General features: G+C 63.2%; 27 protein-coding genes. 18 read left to right on the plus strand and 9 right to left on the minus strand.

What is annotated here, in order from left to right:
• Position 1: 1 nt before the first annotated feature.
• The 8 genes from AC1TQG_RS03240 (at position 2) to AC1TQG_RS03275 (ending at position 9583) form a co-directional block, all read left to right on the plus strand.
• Positions 2-1114, plus strand: coding sequence for a carbon-phosphorus lyase complex subunit PhnI (locus AC1TQG_RS03240; protein WP_482135495.1), 1113 nt, complete (start codon positions 2-4; stop codon positions 1112-1114).
• Complete coding sequence (locus tag AC1TQG_RS03245; RefSeq protein WP_482135496.1) at positions 1114-2970, plus strand: alpha-D-ribose 1-methylphosphonate 5-phosphate C-P-lyase PhnJ; 1857 nt, start codon at positions 1114-1116, stop codon at positions 2968-2970. The genes AC1TQG_RS03240 and AC1TQG_RS03245 overlap by 1 nt, the downstream gene beginning before the upstream one ends.
• Before the next feature lie 8 nt (positions 2971-2978).
• Positions 2979-3740 carry an ATP-binding cassette domain-containing protein gene (locus tag AC1TQG_RS03250; RefSeq protein ID WP_482135497.1) on the plus strand — a complete coding sequence of 254 codons (762 nt, stop codon included), beginning with the start codon at positions 2979-2981 and terminating at the stop codon, positions 3738-3740.
• Positions 3737-4969 (plus strand): alpha-D-ribose 1-methylphosphonate 5-triphosphate diphosphatase, encoded by a 1233-nt coding sequence (locus tag AC1TQG_RS03255; protein WP_482135498.1) that lies wholly within the window; start codon positions 3737-3739, stop codon positions 4967-4969. Before AC1TQG_RS03250 ends, AC1TQG_RS03255 begins: the two co-directional genes overlap by 4 nt.
• Positions 4970-5180: 211 nt before the next feature.
• Positions 5181-6140 carry a phosphate/phosphite/phosphonate ABC transporter substrate-binding protein gene (locus AC1TQG_RS03260; RefSeq protein WP_482135499.1) on the plus strand — a complete coding sequence of 320 codons (960 nt, stop codon included), beginning with the start codon at positions 5181-5183 and terminating at the stop codon, positions 6138-6140.
• 59 nt (positions 6141-6199) lie between these two features.
• The gene (gene phnC / locus AC1TQG_RS03265) at positions 6200-7021 is read left to right on the plus strand and encodes a phosphonate ABC transporter ATP-binding protein (protein ID WP_482135500.1); all 822 of its coding nucleotides are present in this window, start codon (positions 6200-6202) and stop codon (positions 7019-7021) included.
• 104 nt (positions 7022-7125) lie between these two features.
• The gene (gene phnE, locus AC1TQG_RS03270; protein ID WP_482137247.1) at positions 7126-8763 is read left to right on the plus strand and encodes a phosphonate ABC transporter, permease protein PhnE; all 1638 of its coding nucleotides are present in this window, start codon (positions 7126-7128) and stop codon (positions 8761-8763) included.
• Positions 8764-8788: 25 nt separating this feature from the next.
• Positions 8789-9583, plus strand: coding sequence for an inositol monophosphatase family protein (locus tag AC1TQG_RS03275; RefSeq protein ID WP_482135501.1), 795 nt, complete (start codon positions 8789-8791; stop codon positions 9581-9583).
• Between the two features lie 40 nt (positions 9584-9623).
• On the opposite strand, the gene AC1TQG_RS03280 is transcribed toward AC1TQG_RS03275, so the two are convergent.
• The 9 genes from AC1TQG_RS03280 to AC1TQG_RS03320 are packed head-to-tail and all read right to left on the minus strand — an operon-like array spanning position 9624 to position 17418.
• A complete protein-coding gene (locus tag AC1TQG_RS03280; protein WP_482135502.1) occupies positions 9624-10514 on the minus strand; it encodes a PaaI family thioesterase in 891 nt (296 codons plus the stop codon).
• 34 nt (positions 10515-10548) lie between these two features.
• Complete coding sequence (locus AC1TQG_RS03285) at positions 10549-11421, minus strand: SDR family NAD(P)-dependent oxidoreductase (protein ID WP_482135503.1); 873 nt, start codon at positions 11419-11421, stop codon at positions 10549-10551.
• Positions 11418-12674: a hypothetical protein gene (locus AC1TQG_RS03290; RefSeq protein WP_482135504.1), complete on the minus strand. Its 1257-nt coding sequence runs from the start codon at positions 12672-12674 to the stop codon at positions 11418-11420. Before AC1TQG_RS03290 ends, AC1TQG_RS03285 begins: the two co-directional genes overlap by 4 nt.
• Before the next feature lie 7 nt (positions 12675-12681).
• Positions 12682-13233: a nuclear transport factor 2 family protein gene (locus tag AC1TQG_RS03295; protein WP_482135505.1), complete on the minus strand. Its 552-nt coding sequence runs from the start codon at positions 13231-13233 to the stop codon at positions 12682-12684.
• Positions 13234-13248: 15 nt separating this feature from the next.
• A complete protein-coding gene (locus AC1TQG_RS03300; RefSeq protein ID WP_482135506.1) occupies positions 13249-13440 on the minus strand; it encodes a ferredoxin in 192 nt (63 codons plus the stop codon).
• A 29-nt stretch (positions 13441-13469) separates the two neighbouring features.
• A complete protein-coding gene (locus AC1TQG_RS03305) occupies positions 13470-14822 on the minus strand; it encodes a cytochrome P450 (RefSeq protein ID WP_482135507.1) in 1353 nt (450 codons plus the stop codon).
• Entirely contained in the window at positions 14819-15613 is a 795-nt protein-coding gene (locus AC1TQG_RS03310) for an SDR family oxidoreductase (protein WP_482135508.1), read from the minus strand. The genes AC1TQG_RS03305 and AC1TQG_RS03310 overlap by 4 nt, the downstream gene beginning before the upstream one ends.
• A complete protein-coding gene (locus AC1TQG_RS03315) occupies positions 15614-16831 on the minus strand; it encodes a cytochrome P450 (RefSeq protein ID WP_482135509.1) in 1218 nt (405 codons plus the stop codon).
• Positions 16828-17418 (minus strand): TetR/AcrR family transcriptional regulator, encoded by a 591-nt coding sequence (locus AC1TQG_RS03320; RefSeq protein WP_482135510.1) that lies wholly within the window; start codon positions 17416-17418, stop codon positions 16828-16830. Before AC1TQG_RS03320 ends, AC1TQG_RS03315 begins: the two co-directional genes overlap by 4 nt.
• A 78-nt stretch (positions 17419-17496) precedes the next feature.
• Between AC1TQG_RS03320 and AC1TQG_RS03325 the strand changes: the two genes are divergently transcribed.
• The 10 genes from AC1TQG_RS03325 (at position 17497) to AC1TQG_RS03370 (ending at position 25718) form a co-directional block, all read left to right on the plus strand.
• Positions 17497-18963: an aldehyde dehydrogenase gene (locus AC1TQG_RS03325; RefSeq protein WP_482135511.1), complete on the plus strand. Its 1467-nt coding sequence runs from the start codon at positions 17497-17499 to the stop codon at positions 18961-18963.
• A 12-nt stretch (positions 18964-18975) separates the two neighbouring features.
• Positions 18976-19713, plus strand: a complete 738-nt coding sequence (locus AC1TQG_RS03330) for an SDR family oxidoreductase (protein ID WP_482135512.1) — start codon at positions 18976-18978, stop codon at positions 19711-19713.
• The gene (locus AC1TQG_RS03335) at positions 19710-20624 is read left to right on the plus strand and encodes an NAD(P)-dependent oxidoreductase (RefSeq protein WP_482135513.1); all 915 of its coding nucleotides are present in this window, start codon (positions 19710-19712) and stop codon (positions 20622-20624) included. Before AC1TQG_RS03330 ends, AC1TQG_RS03335 begins: the two co-directional genes overlap by 4 nt.
• Positions 20621-21043 (plus strand): carboxymuconolactone decarboxylase family protein, encoded by a 423-nt coding sequence (locus AC1TQG_RS03340; protein ID WP_482135514.1) that lies wholly within the window; start codon positions 20621-20623, stop codon positions 21041-21043. Before AC1TQG_RS03335 ends, AC1TQG_RS03340 begins: the two co-directional genes overlap by 4 nt.
• Positions 21040-22035 carry an LLM class flavin-dependent oxidoreductase gene (locus tag AC1TQG_RS03345; RefSeq protein ID WP_482135515.1) on the plus strand — a complete coding sequence of 332 codons (996 nt, stop codon included), beginning with the start codon at positions 21040-21042 and terminating at the stop codon, positions 22033-22035. The genes AC1TQG_RS03340 and AC1TQG_RS03345 overlap by 4 nt, the downstream gene beginning before the upstream one ends.
• A 110-nt stretch (positions 22036-22145) precedes the next feature.
• Positions 22146-22478 (plus strand): hypothetical protein, encoded by a 333-nt coding sequence (locus AC1TQG_RS03350; protein WP_482135516.1) that lies wholly within the window; start codon positions 22146-22148, stop codon positions 22476-22478.
• A 3-nt stretch (positions 22479-22481) separates the two neighbouring features.
• A complete protein-coding gene (locus tag AC1TQG_RS03355; RefSeq protein ID WP_482135517.1) occupies positions 22482-24434 on the plus strand; it encodes a TPR repeat domain-containing protein in 1953 nt (650 codons plus the stop codon).
• Positions 24435-24472: 38 nt separating this feature from the next.
• Positions 24473-24727 carry a hypothetical protein gene (locus AC1TQG_RS03360; protein ID WP_482135518.1) on the plus strand — a complete coding sequence of 85 codons (255 nt, stop codon included), beginning with the start codon at positions 24473-24475 and terminating at the stop codon, positions 24725-24727.
• Positions 24728-24731: 4 nt separating this feature from the next.
• Positions 24732-25442 (plus strand): hypothetical protein, encoded by a 711-nt coding sequence (locus tag AC1TQG_RS03365; protein ID WP_482135519.1) that lies wholly within the window; start codon positions 24732-24734, stop codon positions 25440-25442.
• A gap of 3 nt (positions 25443-25445) precedes the next feature.
• Complete coding sequence (locus AC1TQG_RS03370; protein ID WP_482135520.1) at positions 25446-25718, plus strand: hypothetical protein; 273 nt, start codon at positions 25446-25448, stop codon at positions 25716-25718.
• Positions 25719-25932: the final 214 nt, after the last annotated feature.

Here is a 25932-nt window from a genome sequence, read left to right on the forward strand (position 1 = left end):
CATGGGATATTCGGGAGCACGAGGCGGTCTGGATGCGATCCTCGCCGCAGAGTCATTGGTCCGCGGTGCCAGGAATCAGGACCCGGCGCCGTGGTTGACCACCAAACAGATCACCGGCCGCATGCGCCTGGCCGTCGACCGTGTGATGGGCGAAGGCAGCCTGTACCACGAAGAGACGGCTGCGGACGCGCTACGCCAGGCCGAAGGTGACGTCATCGAGGCCACCCACCTGGTCCGCGCACACCAGTCGACCTTGCCGCGACTGGCGGTGAGCGAGCCGATCGACCCCGACGAGATGGTGGTACTGCGGCGAATCGTCCCCGCTCATCGCGTTCCCGACGGCCCCCAGCTCCTCGGCCGCACAAGCGATTACACCGGTCGCATGCTCGACCGGGATCAGGAGACATCGGCAGCTGTCATCGGGCAAGACGAGCTCGGGCAGTCCGAGCGAACCGAATCCGAGCGCCACCCACGTCGCTTCTCCGACATGCTCCGCGAGATGGATCTGCTGGTCGACAACCGGCCCGGCGACAACGACACCGATGAGCCGCCCTTTGACATCTCGCGTCATCCGGCCCGTCCACCAGCTCCTCGTTCGGCGATTCTCGCGAGCATGGCGCGGGCGGAGACCGGTTCACTCATCGGCACCTGGTACCGCTCGATCCGTGGTACCGAGGGCAACTTCCACGAGGTCACGCTCGGCGAGGTCCGCCACGGCCGGCTCCCCCTCCGAGTCCTTCATCCCCACACCGGAAACCCGGTGCAGCTCGGACACATTCGAGCATCCGAGTGCGAAGCGATCGAAGACCTGGACGGCCCCGACGAGGACCGTAGCCGCTTCGACGTCGGGTACGGCCTCTGCTTCGGTCACAACGAACGCAAGGCCATCGCGATGGCCAACCTGGATATCGCCAGCCGACGATACGGAGACACCGGCGGTCTCGAACAGGTGCTGTTGCTCACCACCGATGGACTCGACTCCTGTGGATTCCTCGAGCATCTCAAGCTCCCGCACTACGTCACATTCCGGTCGATGATCGATCGCAAACGGGCCGTTCGCGGCGTCGACGACGACCTCGCCCGCCCCGCTGAACCCATTGGAAGGACCTGCTGATGACGCTCACCGACACCGTCGCCACAACGCCAACCGTCACCACCTCAGATGTGCTGGCGTCCATCGACTCCGCCGCATTTCCGCAAGGCATTCTCGACGAGGGTTCCAAGCGTGAGATCCGCCGCGCCACACTGATAGCGGTCTGCGTCCCCGGCTACCAGGTCCCCTTCGGCTCCCGGGAGATGCCCGTGGCCCGCGGCTGGGGGTCGGGCGGATTGCAGGTCACCCTCGGCATGCTCGGTGCCGACGACACCGTCAAAGTCATCGACCAGGGCGACGACGACGGCGTGAACGCCACCAATCTCCGGCGCCTGATCGTCAACAGTGAACGGTGCCTGCAGACCCAGGACACCCGTGAATCGACCGTCATCCAGAGCCGTCACCGGATCCCGGAAGAGCCGATGGCAGAAGGCCAGACCCTGGTACTCCAGGTTCCCGTCGCCGAACCGCTTCGCGGAGTGCAGAAGTCGGTTCGAGAATGTGCACGGATGCACGCCGAAGCGGACTATTCGATGATCTGGGTCAGCCTCTACGAGGACCTCGTGCGCAACGGCGTCATCACCAAGACCACCGGTTACCCGGTGTTGGTCAACGGCCGTTACATCATGATCACCACCCCGATCCCGCGCTGGGATGTACCCCGCCTCGACGACTCACCCCACCTCACACTGTTCGGTGCAGGCCGAGAGAAGCGGATCTTCGCGGTGCCGCCGTACACCACGGTCGAGCCGATCACCTTCGATGATGTCCCGTTCGAGGTCGAGGGCAACAGCACCCAGAGCTGTGCCCGCTGTGGTTCGGCTGACACATTCCTGGTCGAGGCACCCGGCGGCCGCCTGGCCTGTAGCGACATCGAATGGTGCACACGCACACTGGACGGTGACGTCGACAAGAAGTTGCACACGGATAACGCGCCGCTGCACTTCTTGCCCGATACCTCGCGTCGAGTCCGCGGCAGCGCAGCGACCACGGTGCGCGAGCGCCGCGAGCCGGTGAGCCGGCCGGCCGAGGCCACCGCCGAGGGCTGGACCCTGGCAGCGCGTGGCGTCGGCAAGATCCACGGACCTGGTGGCGCCGAGGCGGTACCCGGCACCGGCCCCGAGGCCGGCACGGCAATCAGCCCACGCACCGGCGCGATCGTCGCCGCCTGGGATGTCAGCTTCGATGTGGCACCCGGCGAAGCACTCGGTCTGATCGGCGAATCCGGCTCGGGTAAATCGACCGTGCTGCGTTGCCTGGTCGGCGAGGACATCGCCACATCCGGGTCGATGTTCCTGACCTCCGTGGACGGGGGCCGCACCGACATCTTCGGTCTCGACGCGGCCGCCCGCCGCGCCCTGCGGATCGACACCCTCGGACTCGTTCACCAGAATCCGGCCGACGGACTGACGATGAACGTATCGGCAGGCGGAAACATCGCCGAGCGTCTGACCGCGGCCGGATGGCGGAATTATCACGAGATCCGCGACCGCGCAGCCTATCTGCTCGAGAAGGTGGAGGTCCCGCTCGACCGGATGGACGATCCGGTCAAGCACTTCTCCGGTGGCATGCGGCAGCGTGTTCAGATCGCAAAGGCCTTGGCCACCGACCCGCGCGTTCTCCTGCTCGACGAGCCCACCACCGGCCTCGACGCCTCCGTCGCGGCGGGTGTGCTGGACCTGCTGCGCAAGCTCCTCGCCGAGCGCGACACCGCAGCCGTTGTGGTCAGCCACGACTTCGCCGTGATCGAAGCCCTCACCGATCGCTGCCTGGTGATGAATGTCGGCCGCGTGGTCGAGAACGGTCTGACCGATCAGCTCTTCCAAGATCCACACCACCCCTACACTCAGCGGCTCGTTGCGGCCGCACGAAGGTGACACCCACGATGTATGAGGCATTGAATCCGGCCACCGACACCCCGGTACTGTCCGTCCGGGATCTACGTAAGACGTTCACCCTGCACACCATTGACGGTCGCACCGTGACCTCACTGCACGGCGTCGACCTCGACGTCGCAGTCGGGGAACATGTGGCGCTGGCAGGCCCCAGCGGCGCAGGCAAGTCCAGCCTGCTGCGATGTGTGCACCGCAGCTACCTCCCCGATTCCGGCACAGTCGCCCTGAACACCGGGTCGACGACGGTGGAATTGACTTCTTTGCCAGACCGGGAGATGGCCAGGATAAGGGGCCGAGAGTTGGGTTACGTCTCTCAGTTCTTGTCCGCCCCTCCCCGCACCGCTCCACTGGAAGTTGTTGCCTCAGCGGGCCGTCGGCGCGGAATGTCGCGCGAGGAAGCCCGCGAGGCCGCCGCGGCGTCGCTGCGACGACTCGCCCTCGACGAAGCATTGTGGGACGTCGACTGTAGCGTCCTGTCCGGCGGAGAACGCCAACGGGTGAATATTGCTGCCGGAACGGTCAATCCACCCCGGTTACTACTCCTCGACGAACCGGTTTCTGCCCTCGACCCCGCCAACCGTGAACTCGCGCTCGAACTCATCGCGTCACTGTCGGCGCAGGGTGTTGCCGTCCTCGCGGTATTTCACGACCTGGATGCCATGCGGCAGTTGGCATCCCGAGTCATCCGTTTCAGTGACGGTCGCATAGCCCAGCAAGGTACCCCCGCAGAAGTCCTGGAGGCAGCAGCATGACCGAATCAACTCAGACACTCTCCCGGCCCACGGCCTGGTCACTGCCACAGGCACCGAGCAACTATGTGCTCGGACACGTCCGGGCGATCCTGCCCGGCGAGGTCCTCGACGACGCCCGGATCGTGGTGCGCGACGGACGGATCGTCGAGGCCGGACCCATGGTCACCGGATCACCGATCGATGTCGACGGTGGCGGGTTGTACTGCCTTCCAGGACTTGTGGATGTGCACTCCGACGGACTCGAGCGTGAACGGATGCCACGTCCCGGGGCCGAATTGCCCTGGATGTTCTCGATGATGTCTTTCGAGGGCAAGCTGCGCGCCGCAGGCGTCACCACCGTCTTCCACGGGGCATCGTTCTCCGACCGCGAGTCGGCTCAGCAGCGCAGCGTCCATGCCGCGGTGTCGATGTGCGAGGCCATCGATGCCTGGAACGGCCGCGAGAGTGATGGACGGCTGGTCGATCACCGGGTCCTGCATCGCCTCGACGTGCGCTCCGCTGCCGGACTCGCGGCCTTGCGCCACCGGTACGACCAACAATGCGTTGTCGGTCAGATCAGCGACACCCTGCCTGCGGTCATCTCTCACGAAGACCACACCCCGGGCATCGGGCAGTACGCCGACCGCACCTTCTACGAGCGTTACATCGCCGGGATGCGCGGTATCTCCGACGACGCCGCCCGCGCGATCGTCGATGAGGTTGCGCACCAACGGGAAAGCAACATCGGAGTTCGTGAAGAGGCGATGGATTGGCTGGCCGGAAGTTCGGCGACCGGCTTCGTTCGCATCTTCGGGCACGACCCCGAATCTGCCGTCGAGATCGCCGACCTGGCGCGGCGCGGCGGCAATGTGGCCGAGTTCCCCACCACCGAGGAAGCAGCACGAGAAGCCCGTGACCGGGGTATGTCCGTCGTGATGGGCGGCCCGAATGTCCTGCGCGGAGGATCCCACTCCGGCAACGTTTCCGCGGTGGAGCTCGCAGGACTGGGATTGGTCACGGCACTGGCATCGGACTACCTGCCTTCATCGCTCCTCGGCGCCGCCTTCAGTCTCGCCACCGACAAGACGATGGCTCTGCACGATGCGGTCTCGCTGATCACCAGTGGTCCCGCCACCGCCGTCGGCCTGTCCGACCGGGGTGCTCTGGAACCCGGGCAGCGCGCCGACATGGTGCTGGTCGGAGTCGAACACGGCTGTCCCGTCGTCCGTTCCGTGCTGCGCGGGATCTGACCGAGCGCATTGTGGGACAACCTTCGGTTACTGACGCCTGGCCGTTTCGTCTGGTTCATCCAGGGTTGTCCCACTCGTTGCCGCGGTAGAGGACGCTCAGTTCCGACCGCGTTTTCACACCCACCGCGGGTCCTTCCAGTCCCTTGCCCGACTTCCCTCCTGAATCCGGGTTCAGCAATACCTGATTACAGAAAACAAGGAGCACACCTTCATGGGCAGCCAACTACACCGCTCACTGGCCACCATCGCCTGCGGCGGCGCAGCGCTGATCGCGCTCGCCGCATGCGGTTCGAGCGCAGCGGACACCTCATCTTCGGACGCTTCGACGAGCTCTGATCCGACAACGCTGGTCCTGGCGTCCATTCCCTCCGAGGACTCACAGAGCCTTCAGCAGCAGTACGCCACCATCGGCTCGGTCATCGAAAAGGAAACGGGCCTCAAGGTCGAGTTCCAGAACGCCACCGATTACGCCGCGGTCATCGAAGGGCAGCGCGCAGGCAAGATCCAGATCGCCGCGTACGGGCCGTTCTCGTACGTCACTGCAAAAGACAGTGGCGTCAACACCATTCCGGTCGCCGTCCCGGTCAATGCCGCCGACGAGGAACCCGGGTACCAGTCGTACGCGATCACCAAGTCCGGGTCAGACATCAAGAGCCTCGAAGATTTCCGCGGCAAGACCATCTGCTTCGTCGACCCGTCCTCGACCTCCGGCTATCTGTACCCCTCTGCCGGACTCCTCGCGGTGGGCATCGACCCCGTCAAGGACGTGACCCCGGTCTTCGCGGGCGGCCATGACGCGTCTGTACTGGCTGTCAACAGTGGCCAGTGCGACGCCGGGTTCGCCTACGACACCATCGTCGACAAGGTCCTCATCGAAAAGGGCCAGATCAAGCCCGGCGACATCACCACCCTGTGGAAGTCCGACTTGATCGCCGCGAGCCCGATCGCCATCTCCGGCGACCTCTCACCGGAGCTCCAGGCCAAACTCACCGACATCTTCCAGAACAAGCTCACCCGACCGGCACTGGTGACGGCGGGTTACTGCGCCGAGGAGGCATCCTGCCCGCTCCCCGACGACGTCGAGTACGGCTACGTAGCCGTGAACGACGCCGTCTACGACGGTGTCCGCAAGGTCTGCGAGGCCACCAAAGCCGAAGCCTGCCAGGGCTGATCAAGGCCAGTCCCACCGAACCATCCCCTTCGAACATCCTCCACAGCAGGGAGAGCCCGATGACCGACTCCGACCATGCCGCGCTCGGCGCGTCCATCGACCGCATCCTCACACCATCGATCGTTCTCGAGAATGTGACCAAGGATTTCGGCCCGCAGGTACACGCACTCGACGACGTATCACTCCGGATACACCCGGGAGAGGTCGTTGCCTTGCTCGGCTTGTCGGGGTCGGGCAAGTCGACCCTGCTGCGGCTACTGGACGGATTGCATCTCCCCACCGACGGCGCCGTGACCGTACTCGGACGCAACGTGGGCACCGCCCGCGGGCGCGAGCTGCGCGAACTGCGCCGTCAGGTGGGGTTTGTGTTCCAGCAATTCCATCTGGTCGGCAGCATGTCTGTCCTCGAGAACGTGTGCACCGGTGCTCTCGGCGCTCTGCGCGGACCACGCTTCGGCTTGTTCAGTTATCCGAAATCGGTACGCCTGGCCGCTATGGAACAACTCGATCGAGTCGGGCTGGCCGACAGGCCGTTTCAGCGCGCCGACACCTTGTCCGGCGGTCAGCAACAGCGAGTTGCGGTCGCGCGGGCGCTCATTCAGCGGCCGAAGATACTTCTTGCCGACGAACCGGTGGCGTCGCTCGACCCCGAATCCTCTGTCCAGGTGATGGCACTGATCTCGCGTATCGCCTCCGAGGACAACCTGACCGTGGTGTGCAGTCTCCACCAGGTCGAACTCGCGCTGTCCTGGGGGCATCGCCTCATCGGACTGCGCTCGGGCCGAGTTGTACTCGACAAGGTGGTCGAAGGCATGAGTCGCGAAGAGGCGATGAGCATCTACACCAGCGTCGCCTCACCGACATCACCACAGTTGGTTTGACGCGCGTGTCCGTTCTGTCACCCGCGCGACCCGACAAGACCCGCGAACCGTCGCAGCGCACCCTTCCTCGCCCATCGCTGACCTCCATCGGTGTGTGGGTCGTGATGACCGTCTGGTTCATCGCCTCCATCTGGTCCATCGCGGCTCTGAAGATCAACCTCGCAACCTTCGTGGACAGCCTCGACAACGCCGCGAACTTCATCTCCCGGATGTTCCCGCTCGACTTCCCGCCGGTCGGCGAGATGCTCACCATGACCGGGCAGACCCTGGCCATCGTCACCTGCGCGACCGCCCTCAGTGTCGCGCTCAGCATGCCCGTCGCCCTGATGGCTGCCCGCAACACCACCGCCGGCACACCGCTGCGGTGGGGCGCCCGGGTGATCATCGTCATCACCCGCGCGGTTCCCGAGATCGTGCTGGCCATCCTGTATCTGCGCCTGTTCGGCCTCGGTGCCGTCGCCGGGATCCTGGCACTGGGCATCCACTCGATCGGCATGATCGGCAAGATGTACGCCGACGCCATCGAAGACACCGATGCCGGCCCCCGTGACGCCCTCCGTGCCGCAGGCGCCACCTGGTGGCAACAGATCACCGGTGGCGTCATCCCGCAGGCCCTGCCGGCATTTGTCGCAATTGCCCTGCACCGCTTCGACATCAACCTGCGCGCTTCGGTGATTCTGGGCTACGTCGGGGTCAGTGGCATCGGCATGGAACTGTCTCTTGCAATGAAGACCCTCAACTATCAACGAGGGATGGCGCTGGCGCTCTTTGTGGTTGCCCTCTGCGTCGCCGTCGAGATGATCTCCGGTGCGATCCGAAAATCCTTACTCGGAGAACAGATGCCGACCCGCATCTCCCTCTGGGGACGGCTGCGACGACGCGTGACCCGATCCTCAGGTGGTTGGCTCGAAGCCGAGGTCGGCACCGCGCAAACCGCCGCGCGTACCAAAACCGGCGAGTACCGGGTGAGCCCACCGTGGACCGGCGAACGCATTCGGCGAACTCTCTACATCGGACTCACCGTGGCTGCCCTGATCCTGGCGACCTGGGGCGCGAAGATCGACTTCTCCCGCGTGCTCGACGGCCTGGCGACGACATCGACCACGCTCGAACTCTTCTTCCCACCCGGCACCGGTGGCATTTGGGACGAACTGCTCGAACAGCTGATCGTCACTGTCCAGATCGCCTTGGCAGCAACCTTTCTCGGCATCCTACTGGCGATACCCATCGGAGTACTGGCCGCACGCAACGTGTCCCCGACACCAGGTATTGCCAAAGCGTTCCGCATCATCATCGTCCTGGTCCGCGGAATCCCCGACCTCATCATCGCGATCATCTTCATCGTCATCACCGGCCTCGGCGCCACCGCGGGTGCGCTGGCACTGTCGGTCGGTGTGGTCGGACTCTTCGGAAAACTCATCGCCGACTCACTCGAGGAGACCGACGTCCGAGTGCAACAAGCGGTCACCGCAGGGGGAAGCAGCCGCAGCCAAGTGTTCGTGGCGGCCACCCTGCGCCAGTCCGCGCCTGCGCTGATCGCGCACCTGTTCTACCAACTCGATGTAAACATCCGCGCGGCAACACTCCTCGGCGTCGTCGGTGCAGGTGGCATCGGCTTCTACCTGATGAACGCTGCCCGCGTCATGCAATTCGATGTGGTCACGACCATCGTCCTGATGGTGTTCGCCGTGGTGATGGTCGTCGAAGGCATCGCCATGTGGATGCGCCGCGCAATGTCGTGAAATCCCAATTGATGAAAGAGATACCGTGAGTTCAGTCGAAAGTGTCAGAACCCGAACCAATTCCGCCCTGCAGGCGGCATCGGACGCCGCGATGGAAGCACACCGCAGCGCCGTGCAGTCGCATACCCGAGAAGAGTTGCGGGCGACCGTGATGACCGGCGCCGACGGCACACCCACCATGCTCATCGACGAACTCGTCGAAAACGCGATCATCGACGTCGCCACCGCGGCGGGCGTGAACGTACTGACCGAAGAACGCGGCTGGATCGATGTCGGCTCGGCCGTCACCCTGGTGATCGATCCCGTCGACGGCTCTGCCAACGCCGCCGCCGGAGTGCCCCTGGCCTGCTTCAGTGCGGCAGTGGTCGTCGATGGTGCGTTCGTCGAGGCCATGACCACCTGGCTGCACACCGGTGAGAGCTGGTGGGCGTCGAGAACTGTTGCGCCCTACCGCACCAGTGGGTGCACCAGCGTCGCCAATGCCGCCGTTTCCGTGCTACGTCCCCACGAACGTAACTGGGACGCCTGGTCCCGGGTTGCCAAGCGCGCCACCAGGGTCCGAATCCTCAGTTGCAGCACCATCGATTCCGCATTCGTGGCCACCGGAGCCGTCGACGCCTTTCTCGATGCGGGCAGCGACACCCACCGTCTCATGGACATCGCGGCCGCAGTTGTCCTGGTCGAGTCGTCCGGAGGGGCCGTGATCGACGCCTACGGCCGCGCCATCGAGTTCGACACCGACCTCACCCGCCGTTGGAGCGGAATCGTCGCAGCCACACCGGATCTCGCCGATGAACTGCGCGCACTGGTCGTCGGGTGACCGCCCGCCTTCTCCCCGGCACCCACCGTCGCCCGACCGATCAAACGGCGGTGGCGTCGGCGGTGGCCTGGGCGACGACGGTGCCGTCCGGGTGACTCATGGTTGCGGTGACCGAACAGATGCGACGACCTGACTTCACCTGCTTCACCACGACGGTCAGGTTGCCCTGATCGACAGCGGGTGAACGCAGGAAGCTCACGGTGAGGTCGGAGACCTGGTAACGCCCGCCTGCTCTGGCCGACAACTCGGCGCCGAGCGAGCAAACTTCGGCCATGATCGACGTCACGATCCCGCCGTGCATTGTGCCCATCCGATTCGCCATCCCGGGACTCGGCGCCACCGCGATCTCGACTTCGTGGTCACCAACAGCAACGACGCGCAGGCCCAGCAGTCGCTGGATCGGGCCTGCCGCAATCGAGCCGTCCGACAGGCCGGCCAGGATCTGTCTGCCGGTCAGATCCGGGTCGAGGGGCTCCGGCAGCGACGACTGTTCGCGATCCTCGCTCGCACTGACCTGCTTGCCGAGTTCGAGCTCCGGGATTTCTCCGATGGCACGGCGGACCAGGACGCCCCGCCCGGTCGCCACGCAGACCACGGTGCCCGCATCGTCGACCAATTCGGCAGAGGTGACCCCGTGGTCACCGGTGGCACCGACCAGGCGGCCTGTGCCTCGCACGCGACTGCCAGATCTCGCCGGGACGGGGGCGGACAACGACAACCGCGCCTGGACCGTCGCCGAACCCTCCGGATGGGAGCGATAGAAGGCATTGCCGCCGACGATCTCCGCCAACGTGGCATACGAAGACATACCGGCGATCCCGCGGTGATCGACGACATCGGTCCCGAGGAACTGGCTGAACGTCCGAGCCCCTTGGTCGTCGACAACGTGTTCGATGCCGAGTACTTCCATGGGGTCTTTCGTCTGCGTCATGAAAACATGCCTATCACGCAGTCGGCACCGACATTCAATCGGCGAGGATGGCCTGCAGTTCGGCCAACGAATACGGCGGTTCGGGATCGTGCCCGCGGTAGGCCACGAACGCCGGCTCGAACGCCGGATACTTTCCGATGAAACCACCTGCTGCACTGTATATCTGGCCGGTGATGCCGCCGGCCAGGTCGCTTGCGAGATAGGCATACAGCGGTGCCACGTACTCCGGTGGCGCCGGATCCAGCGCGGCATCGCGGGTGAATTCGTCGAGCAGACCACGCTCGAACAGGTCTCTGATGTGCGCCTCGTATCCGGCACCCGTCGACAACCTCGTCTTGCCACCCGGGCAGACGACGTTGACCCGCACACCGTGCGGACGCAGGTCCGCGGCCAACGCCAGCGACAGACTGTTCACCCCACCTTTCGCGGCCGGGTACCCAGTCCCTCCGAAGTTGCCTGCCGACGCCGCCGAACCGGTGGTGACAATCGCACCGGAGCCCTGTTCCACGAGGATCGGCGCAGCCGCGCGCACCAGTTCGAACGTGCTCACCAGATGCGCATCGAGCTGGGCAAAGAACTCGTAGGTGCTCATGGTCAGGATCGATGATCCCTCCGGTTCGGCAACGCCTGCGCAGTTGATCACCACATCGAGCCCACCGAACTCACGCATCGCGGTGGACACCGCCTCTTGTGCGACATCCTCCTCCGCGACGTTGCCGACCACTGCAACCGCAATGCCACCACCCTCGACAATCTGCGCTGCGGCAGCCTTGACTGTGGCGTCGTCGCGGCCATTGACCACCACCGACGCACCCTCCGCGGCAAGCTTGCTCGCGACGGCCAGGCCTATGCCACGACTGGATCCGGCGATCACGGCCCGCTTGCCCTGCAGGTGTTGCGAATTCACACTGCTGAGACCGGTGTGATCGACAACGGAATCCCGCGGTCCGCGAACTCGAATGTCGCGCCGCCGCTGAAGCGTGCGATGGCGACCTCGCCGGACTCCTTGATCGCCTCCCCGCGAGCGATCTCGATCACCACGTCATCCCCCTCGAGATGACCGGAGACCGAGGACCACGTGGGATGCACAGCCGACGACATCGCAAGTACCGGCTCGAGGTGTTCGGGATCGATGTAGGCGATCCATCCGTTGTCGGCAATCGCAGCGGAGTTCCCCGGCAACCGCAACCGAACCGTCACGTCGTCCCCCGCGCCGTGGATCGACACCTGCGCGCCGACATACTGCTCCGGCCCGAGAATCGGGTGAACCCGCAACACCGCTGCCAGCCCCTCGGCGTCTTGTTCCACGCCGAGACAGTGGCGCAATCGATCAGCCGTCAGACCCGAGATGCCGGTCAGCTGCTTTCGGAAGATACTGTCGGCCTGACCCTCGTCCTCGGACTTCTCCCGCACCGACATCGCAAACCCGAGTGCCAGAAGTTGGTGTTGCAGCGCAACCTCTTCCGCCATCCGAATCAGCGCGGAGTGTGACCAATCCGCGAACCGCAGATCATCCCAGACCGGGCCGCGGTAGTCGTCGTGGCCTTCGCCTCCGGCGATGATCGGCGACAGTTCGACGTTCGCTGCCCGCGTCGCCGACATGATGATCGACTGCTCGGGCAACGGCAGTTCGTCACGGTCGGGTTCGATGGTCACCGTCCACGCGCAGTGGGGATGCCGATCCGCCGGCCGTCGTGGTGGCCGGTGGATCGGGCGGATCCGCGCCCGCCTGTTGGTGGCGATCGCGGTCGCGTCGAAGGTCGGATCTTCGATGTCGTGACACATCGAAGTGACGTAGTCATCGCCCATCGGCTCGACATCCATCAGTGCGCCACAATGATTCAGTACGAACTCACCGTGATATTCGTCGAAGATCGTGTACCGGAAGTCCATGAACTGCGGTGGTGCTCCGATGTCGAGCTGCAAGCACTTGAACATGTCCGCGACGCCATCACCGTCGATCTGCAACGCGGTACGCATCCGTTTGGTGTAAACGGGGCTGGCCGCCATCCACTCTTCGATCGCGATCTGGGCCATGGTTTCCCGCCCGAAAGCACCGATACAGTGGGCCATTCCGGAACGGTCGATCAGTTGCCCCGACAGCAGCAGCTCCGGCAGGAGTCTGGCCAATGTCGGGCGGTCGAGGTCTGCGTACGACATCGAGTCATCACCACATCTCGACAGGCGTCTTACCCAGCGGATACCAGCCCGGCAGAAGCTCTTTGGCGTTCATGACCCGGTCGATCCGGCCCTGCATCCCCTTGCTCATCACACCGTCGGTCATCATCTCCATGAACAGTGCGGTGACATTTCCGTAGTCGAAGAAGTCGCGCTGCCATCCCCACTGGAAGTTTCCGGCATATTTGAACCAGCTGCCCTGGATGCCCTCGAGTCCGTAGTGGGTGCCGTCGTCGCGGGTGGCCTCGAAGATCTGCTTCCACAGCCCCATCATGTCGCCGGTCTTCTCGTCGATCACCCAGGTCTGGTACGGGTACGTCCAACCATCGAGTCCGTCCATCTCGAAACCGATTGCATAGTCACGGATCTGCTCGCGGCCGATGGCCATGAAGTCGTGCTTGGCACCGTAATTCCACCCGTAGGTGGCATCTTCGGTGTAGTACTCCGCGAGCGGCCGCCAATCGCCGGTCTTCTCGCAATCGATGTTGGCCTGCAGCCAACGCTCCACCATCTCGTCGAGTTCAGCGCGTTCAAATGACATGGGAGTATCCAACTTTCATTCTTCAACAATTTTGAGGGCTTGGGTCGGACAGTAACGCACCGCGCGCTCCACGTCTGCCATATGACTGCTATCCGGTTGGGAATCAAGCAGTTTCACCGATTCGCGTTCGGCTTCGAAGATGTCGGGTGCTTCCATCTCACACATGCCGTGCCCCTGACACAGGTCCAGATCTACTTCGATTTTCACAGGAACCACCTCCACCGCAGCTCTGGGCACTACCTGTTGCGCTTGCGGTACTTGACCTTGCACGGCTGTGCGAGCTGCACAACCATCTTCGAGTGATCGTTCTTGTACGACTCCGGCGGCTGGGCCATCTCGAACTCGTAGTTCTGCAACAGCACCGAGAAGATCGCCTTGAGCTGCATGATCGCGAATTGCGCACCGACACAACGATGCCGGCCCGCACCGAACGGAATCCACGTCCACCGGTTGACAAGGTCTTCTTGGCGGGGTTCGAGATAGCGGTCCGGGTCGAAGCTGTCGGGTTCAGGGAAATCCTCGGGCAGGCGGTTCGAGATCGCAGGCGACACCGCAATCGCTTGTCCGGGTTCGAGTTGGACGCCTTCGACCACGAACTCGTTCTGCACCACGCGCATCAACACGATCAACGGCGGATGCAGACGCAGGGCTTCCTTGAGTGCCGATTCGAGCTTGGGGATCTGCCGCATCGCGCCGAAGCTGTATTCGGCTCCATCGGAGTAGATTTCGCCGAGTTCGGCGGTGACTTGATCCATGTACTCCGGATGGCGGAGAAGTTCGATCAGCGTCCAGGCGGCCGTGCCCGAAGTGGTGTGGTGGCCGGCGAACATCATCGAGATGAACATGCCGGTGATCGTGTCGGCGGTGAAGCGCAGGTTGCCTTCGTCGTCCTTGATCGACATCAGGACATCGAGCAGATCCCGATCCTCGTCCGTCGCCGGCTCTCCGGCGAGACGCGTGTCCATGATCCCCTGGACCAGCTCCACCAAACCGACTCGGGCGGCATCGCGTTTACGGAAGCTCTCGATGTCTGCGTAGGCATCGACGTAGGCGATCGGGTCGGTACCCTTTTCCAAGTCGTGGTAGAGATGCGCGAATCGGCCGTCGAGTTGTTCCCGGAACTTCTTGCCGATCAGGCAGGCAGACGAGGTGTAGATGGTCAGCTCGGCGAAGAACTCCAGCAGATCGATCTCACCCTCATCACCCCAGTTGGCGATGATGCGCTCGGTCTCCTCGGGAATCGTGATGGCGTGCTGCTTCATGTGAGCGCCCTTGAGCGCCTGGTTGTGCAGCATCTCCGAACGACGTTCGGGGCTGGCGTCGAACACCACGCCCTCACCGAAGATCGGTGTCATGAACGGATAGGCGGCAGCCTGATCGAGATCCTCTTCCGAGGCACGGAAGAACGCCTCGTTGGCGGCGGCACCGGAGACCAGCGCGACCTCGCGGTCGGCGAGTTGGAAGACACCGACGTCGCCGCACTCTTCGCGGACGCGCCAGAACAGGCCGATCGGGTCGGTCGAGAGTTCGTCGAGGTGGCCGTGCTCGCCTTCACCACCGGATACGCGCTTGGGCTTGGTAAGGGTCATTTGCTCTCTCCTCCACTGCGTGCGATCGGGGCTTCTGCCTCGACCTCGACCAGGCGCATATGGGCCCCCCGAGGCATGGAAACGATGGTTGCGATGGCTGTTGCGAGATGTTCGGGTTTCAAGAAGTTGCTGTGCCGGGCCAGGCCCCACGGAACCCAGTCGTTGAGAACCGATTCGGCGACCTCGGCCGTGAAGTTCATGCCCATCCCGGTCATGACCTGGCCCGGTCGGACCAGGCTGGAGCGGACGCCGGTGCCCTCGAGCTCCATTCGGGCCACGTCAGACAGGCCTTCGACACCGCGCTTGGCCGCGACGTATGCGGCCATCTGCGGCCTGGGCCACGTGACGACGTCGGAGCTCACGAACACGAAGTCGCCACGTTGCCGCTTGATCATCTCGGGGACGACCCGGCGGAACAGACGCTGGGCACCGAGGAGATGGATGTTGACCTGAGCGGCGAAGTCGTCGTTGCTCAGCTCGTGCGCACGTCCGGGCTCCAGGTCGCCTGCACCGGAGACCGCCACCTCGATCGGGCCCAACTGGGCTTCTGCCTTTGTGACGAACTCATCGATCGATGCCGCATCAGTGACGTCGAGCGGCAGTGCCACCGCCTCGCCTCCCGCCGCGTTGATCTGATCGACGAACTCCTGAGATTTCTGAACTCGCCTGGCGCCCAGTGCAACCGGGTATCCGGCCGCGCCCAGCATCACTGCTGTGGCGGCACCGATTCCGGATGATGCGCCGGCGACGATGACCGGGCGACGATCGGGATGAGCGGGAAAACGGGGCATTCAGCGCACCTTCACCTTCATGGGGAGCGACGCGAATCCGCGAACGTTGACCGAGTGCACGCGGACGGCTTTGTCGATGTCGATGTCGACCTGATTGATCGACTGCACGATCTGTGAGAGAGCAACATTCGCCTCGAGACGCGCCAGGTGCGCCCCCAGGCAGAAGTGGGTGCCGAGACCGAAGCTGGTGAGCGTCTGCGAACTGTCCCGGCCGATCAGGTAACGGTCCGGCTCGTCGAAGACGTCCTCATCACGATTGGCCGATCCGAGAAGCAACAGCACCCGCTGTCCGGCAGCGATGGTGTATCCACCGTATTCGACGTCCTCGATCACGCGTCGCAGCACGATCTGAGTTGAATTGTCGTATCGCAGAGTCTCTTCGGTCCACTGCGGAACCGCTTCGTGATCAGCCATCGGAATCGCCAGCTGATCCGGGAAACGCCAGCCCCAGTACACCGCATTGGACAACAGCTTGGTGGTGGTCTCGTTGCCCGCAACGATCATCAGGATCATGAAGCCGATGATCTCGTCGTCGGTGAGCTTGGTCTTCTCGCCGGTTTCGTCGTCGAGGATCTCTGCGTCGAGCAGCGCCGAGACCAAATCGGTGCCGGGGTTCTTTCGGCGATCGACCAGCAATTCGGAGTAGTACCGATGCAATTCCAGGTAGGCGTAGACCGCGGCTTCAGGAACGTCGAACACGCCTTCGTCGCGGTGGATCAGCAGATCCGACTGGGTCCGCAAGTTGGCGCGGTCGCTCACCGGCACGTCGAGCAGCTCGGAGACAACGTCCATCGGCAACAGACCGGCGAACTCGGTGACGTAGTCGAACTCCCCCATCTCCAGGCAACGACTCCAATGTTGCTGCGTCAGTTCACCGATCCGGTCGGCCAATTCGGCAACACGCTTGGGGGTGAAGCCCTTCGACACCAGCTTCCGGATGCGCATGTGCTTCGGATCATCCAGTGCCAGAAAGGACATCGACTTGTGCGCATCGGGTCCATAGGCTGCCGGGTCGAGGGAGACGCCCCAACTGTTCGACAACCGCGCCGCATCCCGGAAGCCGTTGCGGACATCCTCGTGCTTGGCGAACGCCCAGAAGTCCATATCCGCGTTGCGATAGACCGGCGCCTCGGCCCGCAGGCGCGCATAGGTCGGATAGGGATCCTCGTGGAAGTTGTAGTCGTACGGATCAAACGAAAGCTTTGTCGGCACAGTCATCGGCGCTCCAGCAGTAGTTTTGCCGCGGCGACGAGCCGATCGGCGATGGCGGAATACGATTCGTAACCCATACCGGCGCGGACCAGAGCGCCGGAGTACAGCATTTCCAGGGCTTCGAGCTCCCCTTCGTTGACGGCCTCGCCCGAGTCGCCGACCAGCGCATCCGAAATTCGCTGCCGGATCAGCAAACCGATCCGCAGCCGGAGATGTTCGACGTCGGGGTCCGACCCCAGCAGTGATGCGGTGACCGCGCGCGCGAGATGGCTGTCGTCCTCGACGGCCAGGGACACCGACCGCAACACCACGGCCACCCGGTCTGCGCGCGGTGCCGACGGATCGGGTTCGGTGATGCCCTCGGCCAGCCGGCGCCAGAACAGCTCGGCGACGACGTGCCCCTTGGAGCTGAAATAGGTGTAGGCGGTAGCCGGGGCAACCCCGGCACGCTTGGCCACCGACCGCACGGTGAGGGCGTCGTAGCCGACCTCACGGAGTACTTCGACCGCCGCCTCGGTGAGCTTGGCGACGGTCTCGGCCTGCGCGGTCGTGAGTCGGCGGCGAGTGGATTCGAAAGAAACCGGACTGGACATGGACAGTGACGTTACACTACGTTCAAACCACAGTCCAGACACGTGTCCAGCCAGTCATCCACGAAGGAGAGGTCAGCAATGTCGCTCAGACCAGAAACCAGCTCCGAGCTGCTGATAGATGGGAAGTTGGTGCCTGGATCGGGGGGCACATTCGCGATCATCAACCCGGCAACCGAAGAGCTCATCGGCCACGCCGCCGACGGCACAACCGGGGACATGGAAGCCGCAATCGGCGCCGCCCGGACCGCATTCGACACCACCACGTGGCCCCGCGACCATGCCTTCCGGGCACACTGCCTCCGCCAACTCCGGGATGCGCTGCAGGGCCACATCGAAGAACTCCGCGAGATCACCATCGCCGAGGTCGGTGCCCCGGCATTCCTGACCTCCGGCCCACAGCTCGAAGGCCCGATCGCCGATCTCGGCTACTTCGCCGATCTGGCCGAGAGCTACGAATGGGAGACCGACCTCGGCCGCGCGAAGCCGATGGGCATCAAGACCCATCGCACAGTGCAGCGTGAGGCGGCCGGTGTCGTCGGTGCGATCACCCCGTGGAACTTCCCACACCAGATCAATTTCGCGAAGATCGGTCCCGCACTGGCCGCGGGTTGCACCGTGGTGCTCAAGCCCGCCCCCGACACTCCGTGGTGTGCGGCGCTGGTCGGCAAGGTGATTGCCGAGGAAACCGACTTCCCGCCAGGTGTCATCAACATCGTCACGTCGAGTGATCACAGCGTCGGGGCGTTGCTATCGTCCGATCCGCGCGTGGACGTTGTCTCCTTCACCGGTTCAACCGCCACCGGCAAGAAGGTGATGGTCGCCGCGGCCGAGACACTCAAGCGGGTCTTCCTCGAACTCGGCGGCAAGTCGGCGTACATCGTTCTCGACGACGCCGATCTGGGGGCCGCCTGCTCGATGGCGGCGTTCTCCGTGGTCACCCACGCCGGCCAAGGCTGTGCACTCACCACCCGCATGCTGGTGCCCCGCGAGAAGTACAACGAGGCAATCGAATTGGTCAAGGCCGGTCTGGCCGGGCTCCCCGCCGGCGACCCGACCAACCCCGGGACCATATGCGGTCCGGTGATCTCCGCTGTCCAGCGCGAGCGGATCGAGGGCTATCTACAACTCGCCCGCGACGAAGGCGGCACCATCGAGATCGGCGGCGGGCGTCCGGCCGACAAGGACAAGGGCTTCTTCATCGAGCCGACCTTGATCTCGGGGCTGGACAACTCCGCGCGCGTGGCACAGGAAGAAATCTTCGGGCCGGTTCTGGTGATCATCCCGCACGACGGCGACGACGACGCGATCGCCATTGCCAACGACTCCCCCTACGGCTTGTCGGGCGCGGTGTGGGGCACCGATCCGGATCGGATCAAGAAGGTCGTCGACGGCGTACGCACCGGAACCATGGGCATCAACGGCGGTATCTGGTACTCCGCCGACGTCCCGTTCGGTGGCTACAAACAGTCCGGCATCGGGCGCGAGATGGGCGTGGCCGGATTCGAAGAATATTTGGAAATCAAAGCGGTAGCGACACCTGCATAAGGAGATCGACCTATGAGCAACAACAGATTTGAAGGCAAGACCGCGATAGTCACCGGAGCCGCGGGTGGCATCGGCGAGGTCTATGCCCGCCGGCTCGCTGCCGAGGGCGCGAATGTGGTGGTCGCCGACCTCAACGACGAGGCAGGCAAACAGGTGGCAGCCGACATCGGCGGGCTGTACGTCAACACCGACGTCGCCGAGCCCGAATCGGCACAGGCACTGGCCGCCGCAACGCTGGAAAGCTACGGCCAGATCGACTATCTGGTGAACAACGCGGCGATCTACGGTGGCATGCAGTTGGACTTCCTGATCACCGTTCCGTGGGACTACTACAAGAAGTTCATGAGCGTGAACCTCGACGGCGCACTGAACGTGACCCGCGCGGTTTACGGACACATGAAGCCCGGCAGCGCAATCGTGAACCAGTCCTCCACGGCCGCATGGCTGTACAGCGGTTTCTACGGTCTGGCGAAGGTCGGCGTCAACGGCCTGACCCAGCAGCTCGCCACCGAGCTCGGCGGATCCGGCATTCGTGTCAACGCAATCGCACCCGGCCCGATCGACACCGAGGCCACCAGGTCGACGACACCGAGCAACATGGTCAAGGACATGGTCAGCAAACTGCCGTTGTCGCGCATGGGAACCCCCGACGACCTCGTCGGCATGTGCTTGTTCCTGCTGTCCGACGAGGCCGGCTGGATCACCGGGCAGATCTTCAACGTCGACGGCGGACAGATCATCCGATCATGAGCGAACAACAGGCATCCGACACCGCGTCGGACCAGAGCGCACCTGTCGGGTTCATCGGACTCGGCAACATGGGCGCACCGATGGCCGATCGATTGGCGAAATGGCCGGGCGGCCTGGTGGTCTGCGATACGCGCCCCGAGGCCACGATCGAAGGTTCCACCCGCGCCGACACCCCTGCCGAGGTGGCCAAGACCGCCACCGTCATCGGCGTGACCGTCCTCAACGACGAGCAGGTCAACACCGTGGTCGCCGGGTCACACGGCATCCTCGAGACGGCCGCACCGGGAACCGTCATCGCCATCCATTCCACAATCGGGCCGCAGACCGCGATCGATCTGGAGAAGGTATGTGCCGCACAGGGGGTTTCGCTGGTCGATGCACCTGTCTCCGGCGGCGCGGGTGGCGCCAAAGAGGGCCGTCTTGCCATCATGGTTGGCGGTGAGCGCGAAGCCTACCTGAGGTTGAAGCCGCCGTACTCACTGATGTCCGACATGCTCATCCACGCCGGCCCGATCGGAGCCGGCACCAAGATGAAGCTGGCCCGCAACCTACTGCATTTCATCTCGTTCACCGCCGCCACAGAGGCGTCTCGACTCGCCGAAGCTGCAGGCATCGACATCGTCAAACTCGGCAAGGTGGTCCGCCACACCGATGCGATCACCGGGGGCGCAGGCTCGATCATCCTGCGGGACACCACAGCCCCCATCCCACCGGACGATTTCTGGTACGACATCTTGAGCCACGTCCGCGACCTCGGCGAAAAGGACCTCGGTCTGGCGCTGGCCCTGGGTAGTGAACTCGGCATCGAACTCCCTTTGGGCGAAGTAGCTCTCGACCGTTTCGCCGACGGTCTCGGCGTGGGCGGAGACGCAGCGGAGCGGAGCTCGACCTTTGGAAAGGAAAAGAAATGACAACCGACCAGAGCTCCTCGAATGGCGAATTGCCACCGACATCGGAGCTACGCCAAAAGGGCATGGACACGATGGCCAAGGTGTACGGCTTCGAGATGCAGGACGGGCCGGGTGACTTCTACGCCTATCTCACCGAGCATCTCTTCGCCGACGTCTGGAACCGGGAAGGTCTGAACTTCCGTGATCGTCGCCTGCTGATCTTCGGCGTCCTGGCCGCAACCGGTCAGATCGATGTTGCCGAGATCCAGGCCGGTGCCGCACTCGCCAACGGTGAACTCACCGGCGATGAACTTCTCGAAATCGCCCTGTTCCTCTGCTATTACGTGGGATGGCCGCAGGGTTCGAGAATGAATATGATGTTCGGTTCTGTCATCCAGAAGCACGAGGCCAAACTCGCAAAGCAGAACAAGTCGACATGACCTTCTTCGCGACGCGCTACGACTTTCGTGCGCCCGGGGCCACACCGCAGGGGCGGGCCGAACTATTCAAGCGCGCCGTGGAGCAGGTCACGTATCTCGAAAACCATGACCAGGACGCCGTGATGCTCTCTGAGCATCACGGCTCACCTGATGGCTATCTGCCGAATCCACTGATCGTCGGCTCGGCATTTGCCGCCTGTACCACCCGAATCCAGATCACCATCTCGGCGATCGTGGTGAACCTGCATGATCCACTGCGACTAGCCGAGGACATCGCGCTCCTCGACAACTTGAGCGGTGGCCGGGTGTCGTACACACTCGGCCTCGGTTACCGGCGAGAGGAATACGAACAGTTCGGCAAATCCTGGACCACTCGGGGCGCCGACATCGAACACGCCGTCGGCGTATTACGTCAGGCCTGGACTGGCGAGGAGTTCGAGTACAACGGCCGACGGGTTCGCGTCACACCGACTCCCCTGTCGCAGCCACATCCATTCTTGTTCTACGGCGGCGGTTCTCGGGCCGCCGCACGCCGCGCCGCCCGACTCGATCTGGGATTCGCACCGCAGGTCGCCGACCCCGAACTCCGCAAACTCTACGACGACGAATGCCGTAGCCACGGCCGGAATCCCGGTTTTGTCATGACACCACCACCAGGACCGTCCACCGTTTTCTGCGCCGAAGACCCCGACAAGTTCTGGCACGCCTACGGCGAATACCTCCTCGCCGACGCCCGCGCCTACGACGCCTGGCACGGTGATCACGCTTCTCATGTTCGCGACAGCTCCACCAGCGTTGACGAACTTCGAAGCGGCACAGGATATGTCGTCTGCACACCGGACGAGCTCATCGAACGCTGCCGCAGCAAAGAGTTCCGGCTCGTGACCAGTCACCCGCTCTGCGGCGGCATGCCGGAGGAGCCATCCTGGGACAGCGTGCGGTTGATCGGAGAGAAGGTCATTCCGACCCTGCGCACCCACCCAGATAGTTGATTCAGGGGCCGCGCTCGCGGTCTTCCGTCACAGTCGGACCTATCGTCACGCCCCGGTATCGTCGCGCTACTCTCACAGAGGGAATGTGTTAACACACATAGGGGGATGCAATGACAACACAGGTAGATCCGGAAGATCTGCGTGCTGCGGCGCGACAGATCGGGGGCGGCATGACCGGCACCACCTCATATGGTGGTACCACGCCCGACACAGCGACGAGTTCCCTGCGATTCGGTGGAACGGGCATACCGGGCACGGATACATCAGCGGCCTTGACCACAGCAGCCGGCGCCGCCGCGACGGCAATCGAGGTGGTGCGTTCGCGAATCAGCGAATGGAACACTGTTCTGACCACGTCAGCTGAAACCTTTCAAACAACTGAGGAAGACAGCACACGACGTCTAGAAGCCCTTGGCGACTTCAATACGCGCCCGCAGAGCTGACCCGTGCGACCGACCAAGAGTCAAGTCTCCGCCTTCAACTTCGGCAACATGCCCGCTGCTGCCACCGACTCCACCACCATTGGCGACCAGATCGATGGGGACGGACTGAATATTCAGCGCACCATCAGCGGAATGGACTGGTCTGGCACGTTTCGGAATGCTGCCGTAACGCGCGCCGATCGTGAGAGAGTGCAGTTCGCCAGGGTTGATGATGCCTTCGAGAAGCTCTCAACAGCCATCACCGATGGCCACACGTCGATGAGCCACATCTCCGAGAGGCTCAAAACCGGAGCCGCGGGGTGCGAGGCGACGGGCTACGTTGTGGCCGAAGACTGGACGGTCACCGACAGCTACAACTACGCCTTGGCCGAGTCTATGTACAAGGATGACGATGCAGCGCTGGAGCTCCTCGCCACCATGAGGGCCACGCGGGCGAACAACGCCGCCACGTCAACGACACAACTGCAGCGCTTGGCCGGCGAATTCGAAGTAGCAGATACCAATTGCGCCGCCGCCATCGGTGCAGCGAGTTCTTCGATTTCCACTCTGACACCATTGGAGTCTGCACTCGGTGGTGGCGTCGCGGATCGAATCGGAGAGAAGCTCCGAGACGGGAAGCAGCTGAGCGACTTCGAGCGGCGGGTGTTGGAGGCCGGCACCAATCTCGACGCAGACGAGTTGGAAGCACTCAAGTATGGGAAGCCCGCCACGATGACCCAGGGCGAGTTCGATTTCCTCAAGGAAATTGTTGGCGACCTCGACGGGCTGACCATGGATGAGATAGCCGAACTCGGAGCGGGCGCCCACCACAACGATATTCAAAGCAATCTCGCGAACGCGACTCAGCTGCTGGGGACCCCAAATCTGGGCACCTCCAGCGGAGACCGCGGTGGCATGGCAGCGCTACCAGCGAATATGCGTAGAATCCTGACCACAAATCCAGTGGATGACAACGGATATCTCTTTTCACACTTCCCAGAATTTTCATCATTCGTCGACTTCGTCGCGTCGGGCGATCAGAACGCGCGTCACGGGTCGGATGTGAATCGAGGATTGCTCAAGCAATCATCTGAGATTGCTGGCGCCGACAGCGCAATCAACCCTAATCCCGGCGGCCAGGCCACCATCGACGCGCTCTTGAATACCGCACTGAACGTCGGCGGTTCCGACAGGATAGCCGCCCACGATTTCATCACAGGCGAAAATATGAACGTCACCTGCGACAATGGCGGACAGTACAATGCTGGAATTCATCTCAACAACATCTCGGAATATAAATGGACAGACACCAGTGGCCTACACACCGTGTTTGACACCATCGGCCAAGACGTTGGATCGTCCAATCCGTTCTACGCGGAAATGTCCCGAGAAAACGCCAGCTCGCTGGCTCACTACCTCGGGTCACCGGGAGACATGGCCACCAATGACGACGTTGGCATCACCAACCCCAAACTCGCCCGCATCTACGCAAACGCGTTGAGCCCCTATCTGGGAGACTTCACCGGAATCGACGCGACCAGCACGGGTGCACCGAGCTACGGAGCAGACCGCCTCAACCCTGGAGAACTGGAAAACATATTCCGCTCTCTGAATACTGACGGCGAGGCCGCCGCAACCATGAACTCCGAAGCATATAAGTGGCAGAATCTGATGGCCTTGCAGTATGGAGTGACTGACCAGGCCCACTTCTCAGAATTGGCCGGAATTCTCAGCCAGGCAATGACCGATGGAAATGGCCAGGCCGTAAACCATCTCTCCGAGACGGATCTAGCAGAACGAACGGCGAGTTACAACAACAAGATGGCGCTATTCTCCACCGTTAAGGATCTGACCGGACTATTGCCGGTGGGTAGCGAAGCGGGCATAGCGATGCAACAACCGCTCGCCGACGCGATCTTTGGCGAAGCGCCCACACTCGAGGATGAATCCAACCAAGGAAACGACCGAACTGGGTAGCCCAACTCAACGACCCTGACATTCGCGATTTCTACGAATTGCAGGGCTATATTGCATCTCACCCCGAATTCGGGCAGCGCCTGCCAGATGAGTGGTTTCGCGACGGCAAGTTGGACTGGAATGCGGTCAGCAGCGGCGACAACAAAAACAAGTTCGACGACTGGGTGGGCGACATGAACAGCGACTGGGAAGATGGTTTTGACAAAGGAACCCAAGCGCCTGATTGGCCAATGGAAAGCGTTGATGGATCAAAACCGGAAAATCCCAATGCCCCTGCCCAACAACCACGTTAGATCGATGGCCAGCCGCCGACGCAATTGGCAGGTAGCCCTTCTACTGCGCGGCGCGGCCATAGCAATTGTGCTCACGTTCACGATCTCGAGCTGCGCGGGGCCCACGGAGAAGGCCGGCGACACTTCGGCCCCGCCAAGTTCGATACGCACCGCCGACGATTACCCGGTCGTCTGGTTCAACACCGACAACCTCGACCTCACCACCCCCGACGGCACCTTCATCCGAGCCATCTTCGAGTCGTACATACAGCGATCAGAACTCGGCCCGTCCGCATACTTCCCAGGCTGGGCCGACGCCACCGGAGACAGTTGGTACCACTGGCCTAATAGGCGTAGCAACGGCCCTCGCAATGGCCCCCCCTTCACCATCTTCGCCTGGGTTGCTCCCTTCATCGACCCAGACCCTGCCGGAATCGCCGACTGGACTCCACCATCAAATGTTGTCGGCAGAGTCATGATCTGCTCACGAACCAGCCAGAACATTGACTACGCCATGATCTTCACCTACCAACGCACCGGTACCGCACCCCCGGCAAACCAACGCGGCAACCAGCCAGCCCCAACCCGCACCGTCTACGGCGACTGGACAATCCTCGATACCATCCACCCAGATCACCGGCACATCGACCGGGCCGAACGATGCAACACCCCACCCGCCCCGATCTCCCAAGACATTCACACCCCTAGCCCCGGCTGGCCCGCCAGCAGCCAATAACCCATGACCACAAAAGAACCCAACCTCCCACCACACATCATGGCTGCCCTGCGCTCACCCGAAGGCACCACCGCCGAAGACATCTACCGGCAGTTCCCCGACGCACGACCCGCCCGCACACCCCCACCCATCGACCACGACGAACTCAACGCCCGCCTGCACCAAGCACACGACGACTGGCACCGCCATCACGGTTGGCACACCGACATACCACCAGAGACCAGAGAACAACTCGCCCAACAAGTCCGCGACGAACTCGCCTGGGAACAACGATGACCCGCCACCCTCACACACGCATCAACAGCGATCACCCTCGCGCTGACCATCGCCGGCTGCCGACTCGCCAATTCGCCCGAAGGACCTTCGGTACCGCTCTCCGACCCTATCGGCAGAGGCATCGTCTGCCCACCAGTGAGCCGGGACGTTGACTACGCCATGATCTACACCTACGGAGCAAAACCAGAGAATCCCAATGCCCCTGCCAAACGAC

The organism is Williamsia sp. Y844, from assembly GCF_056786475.1.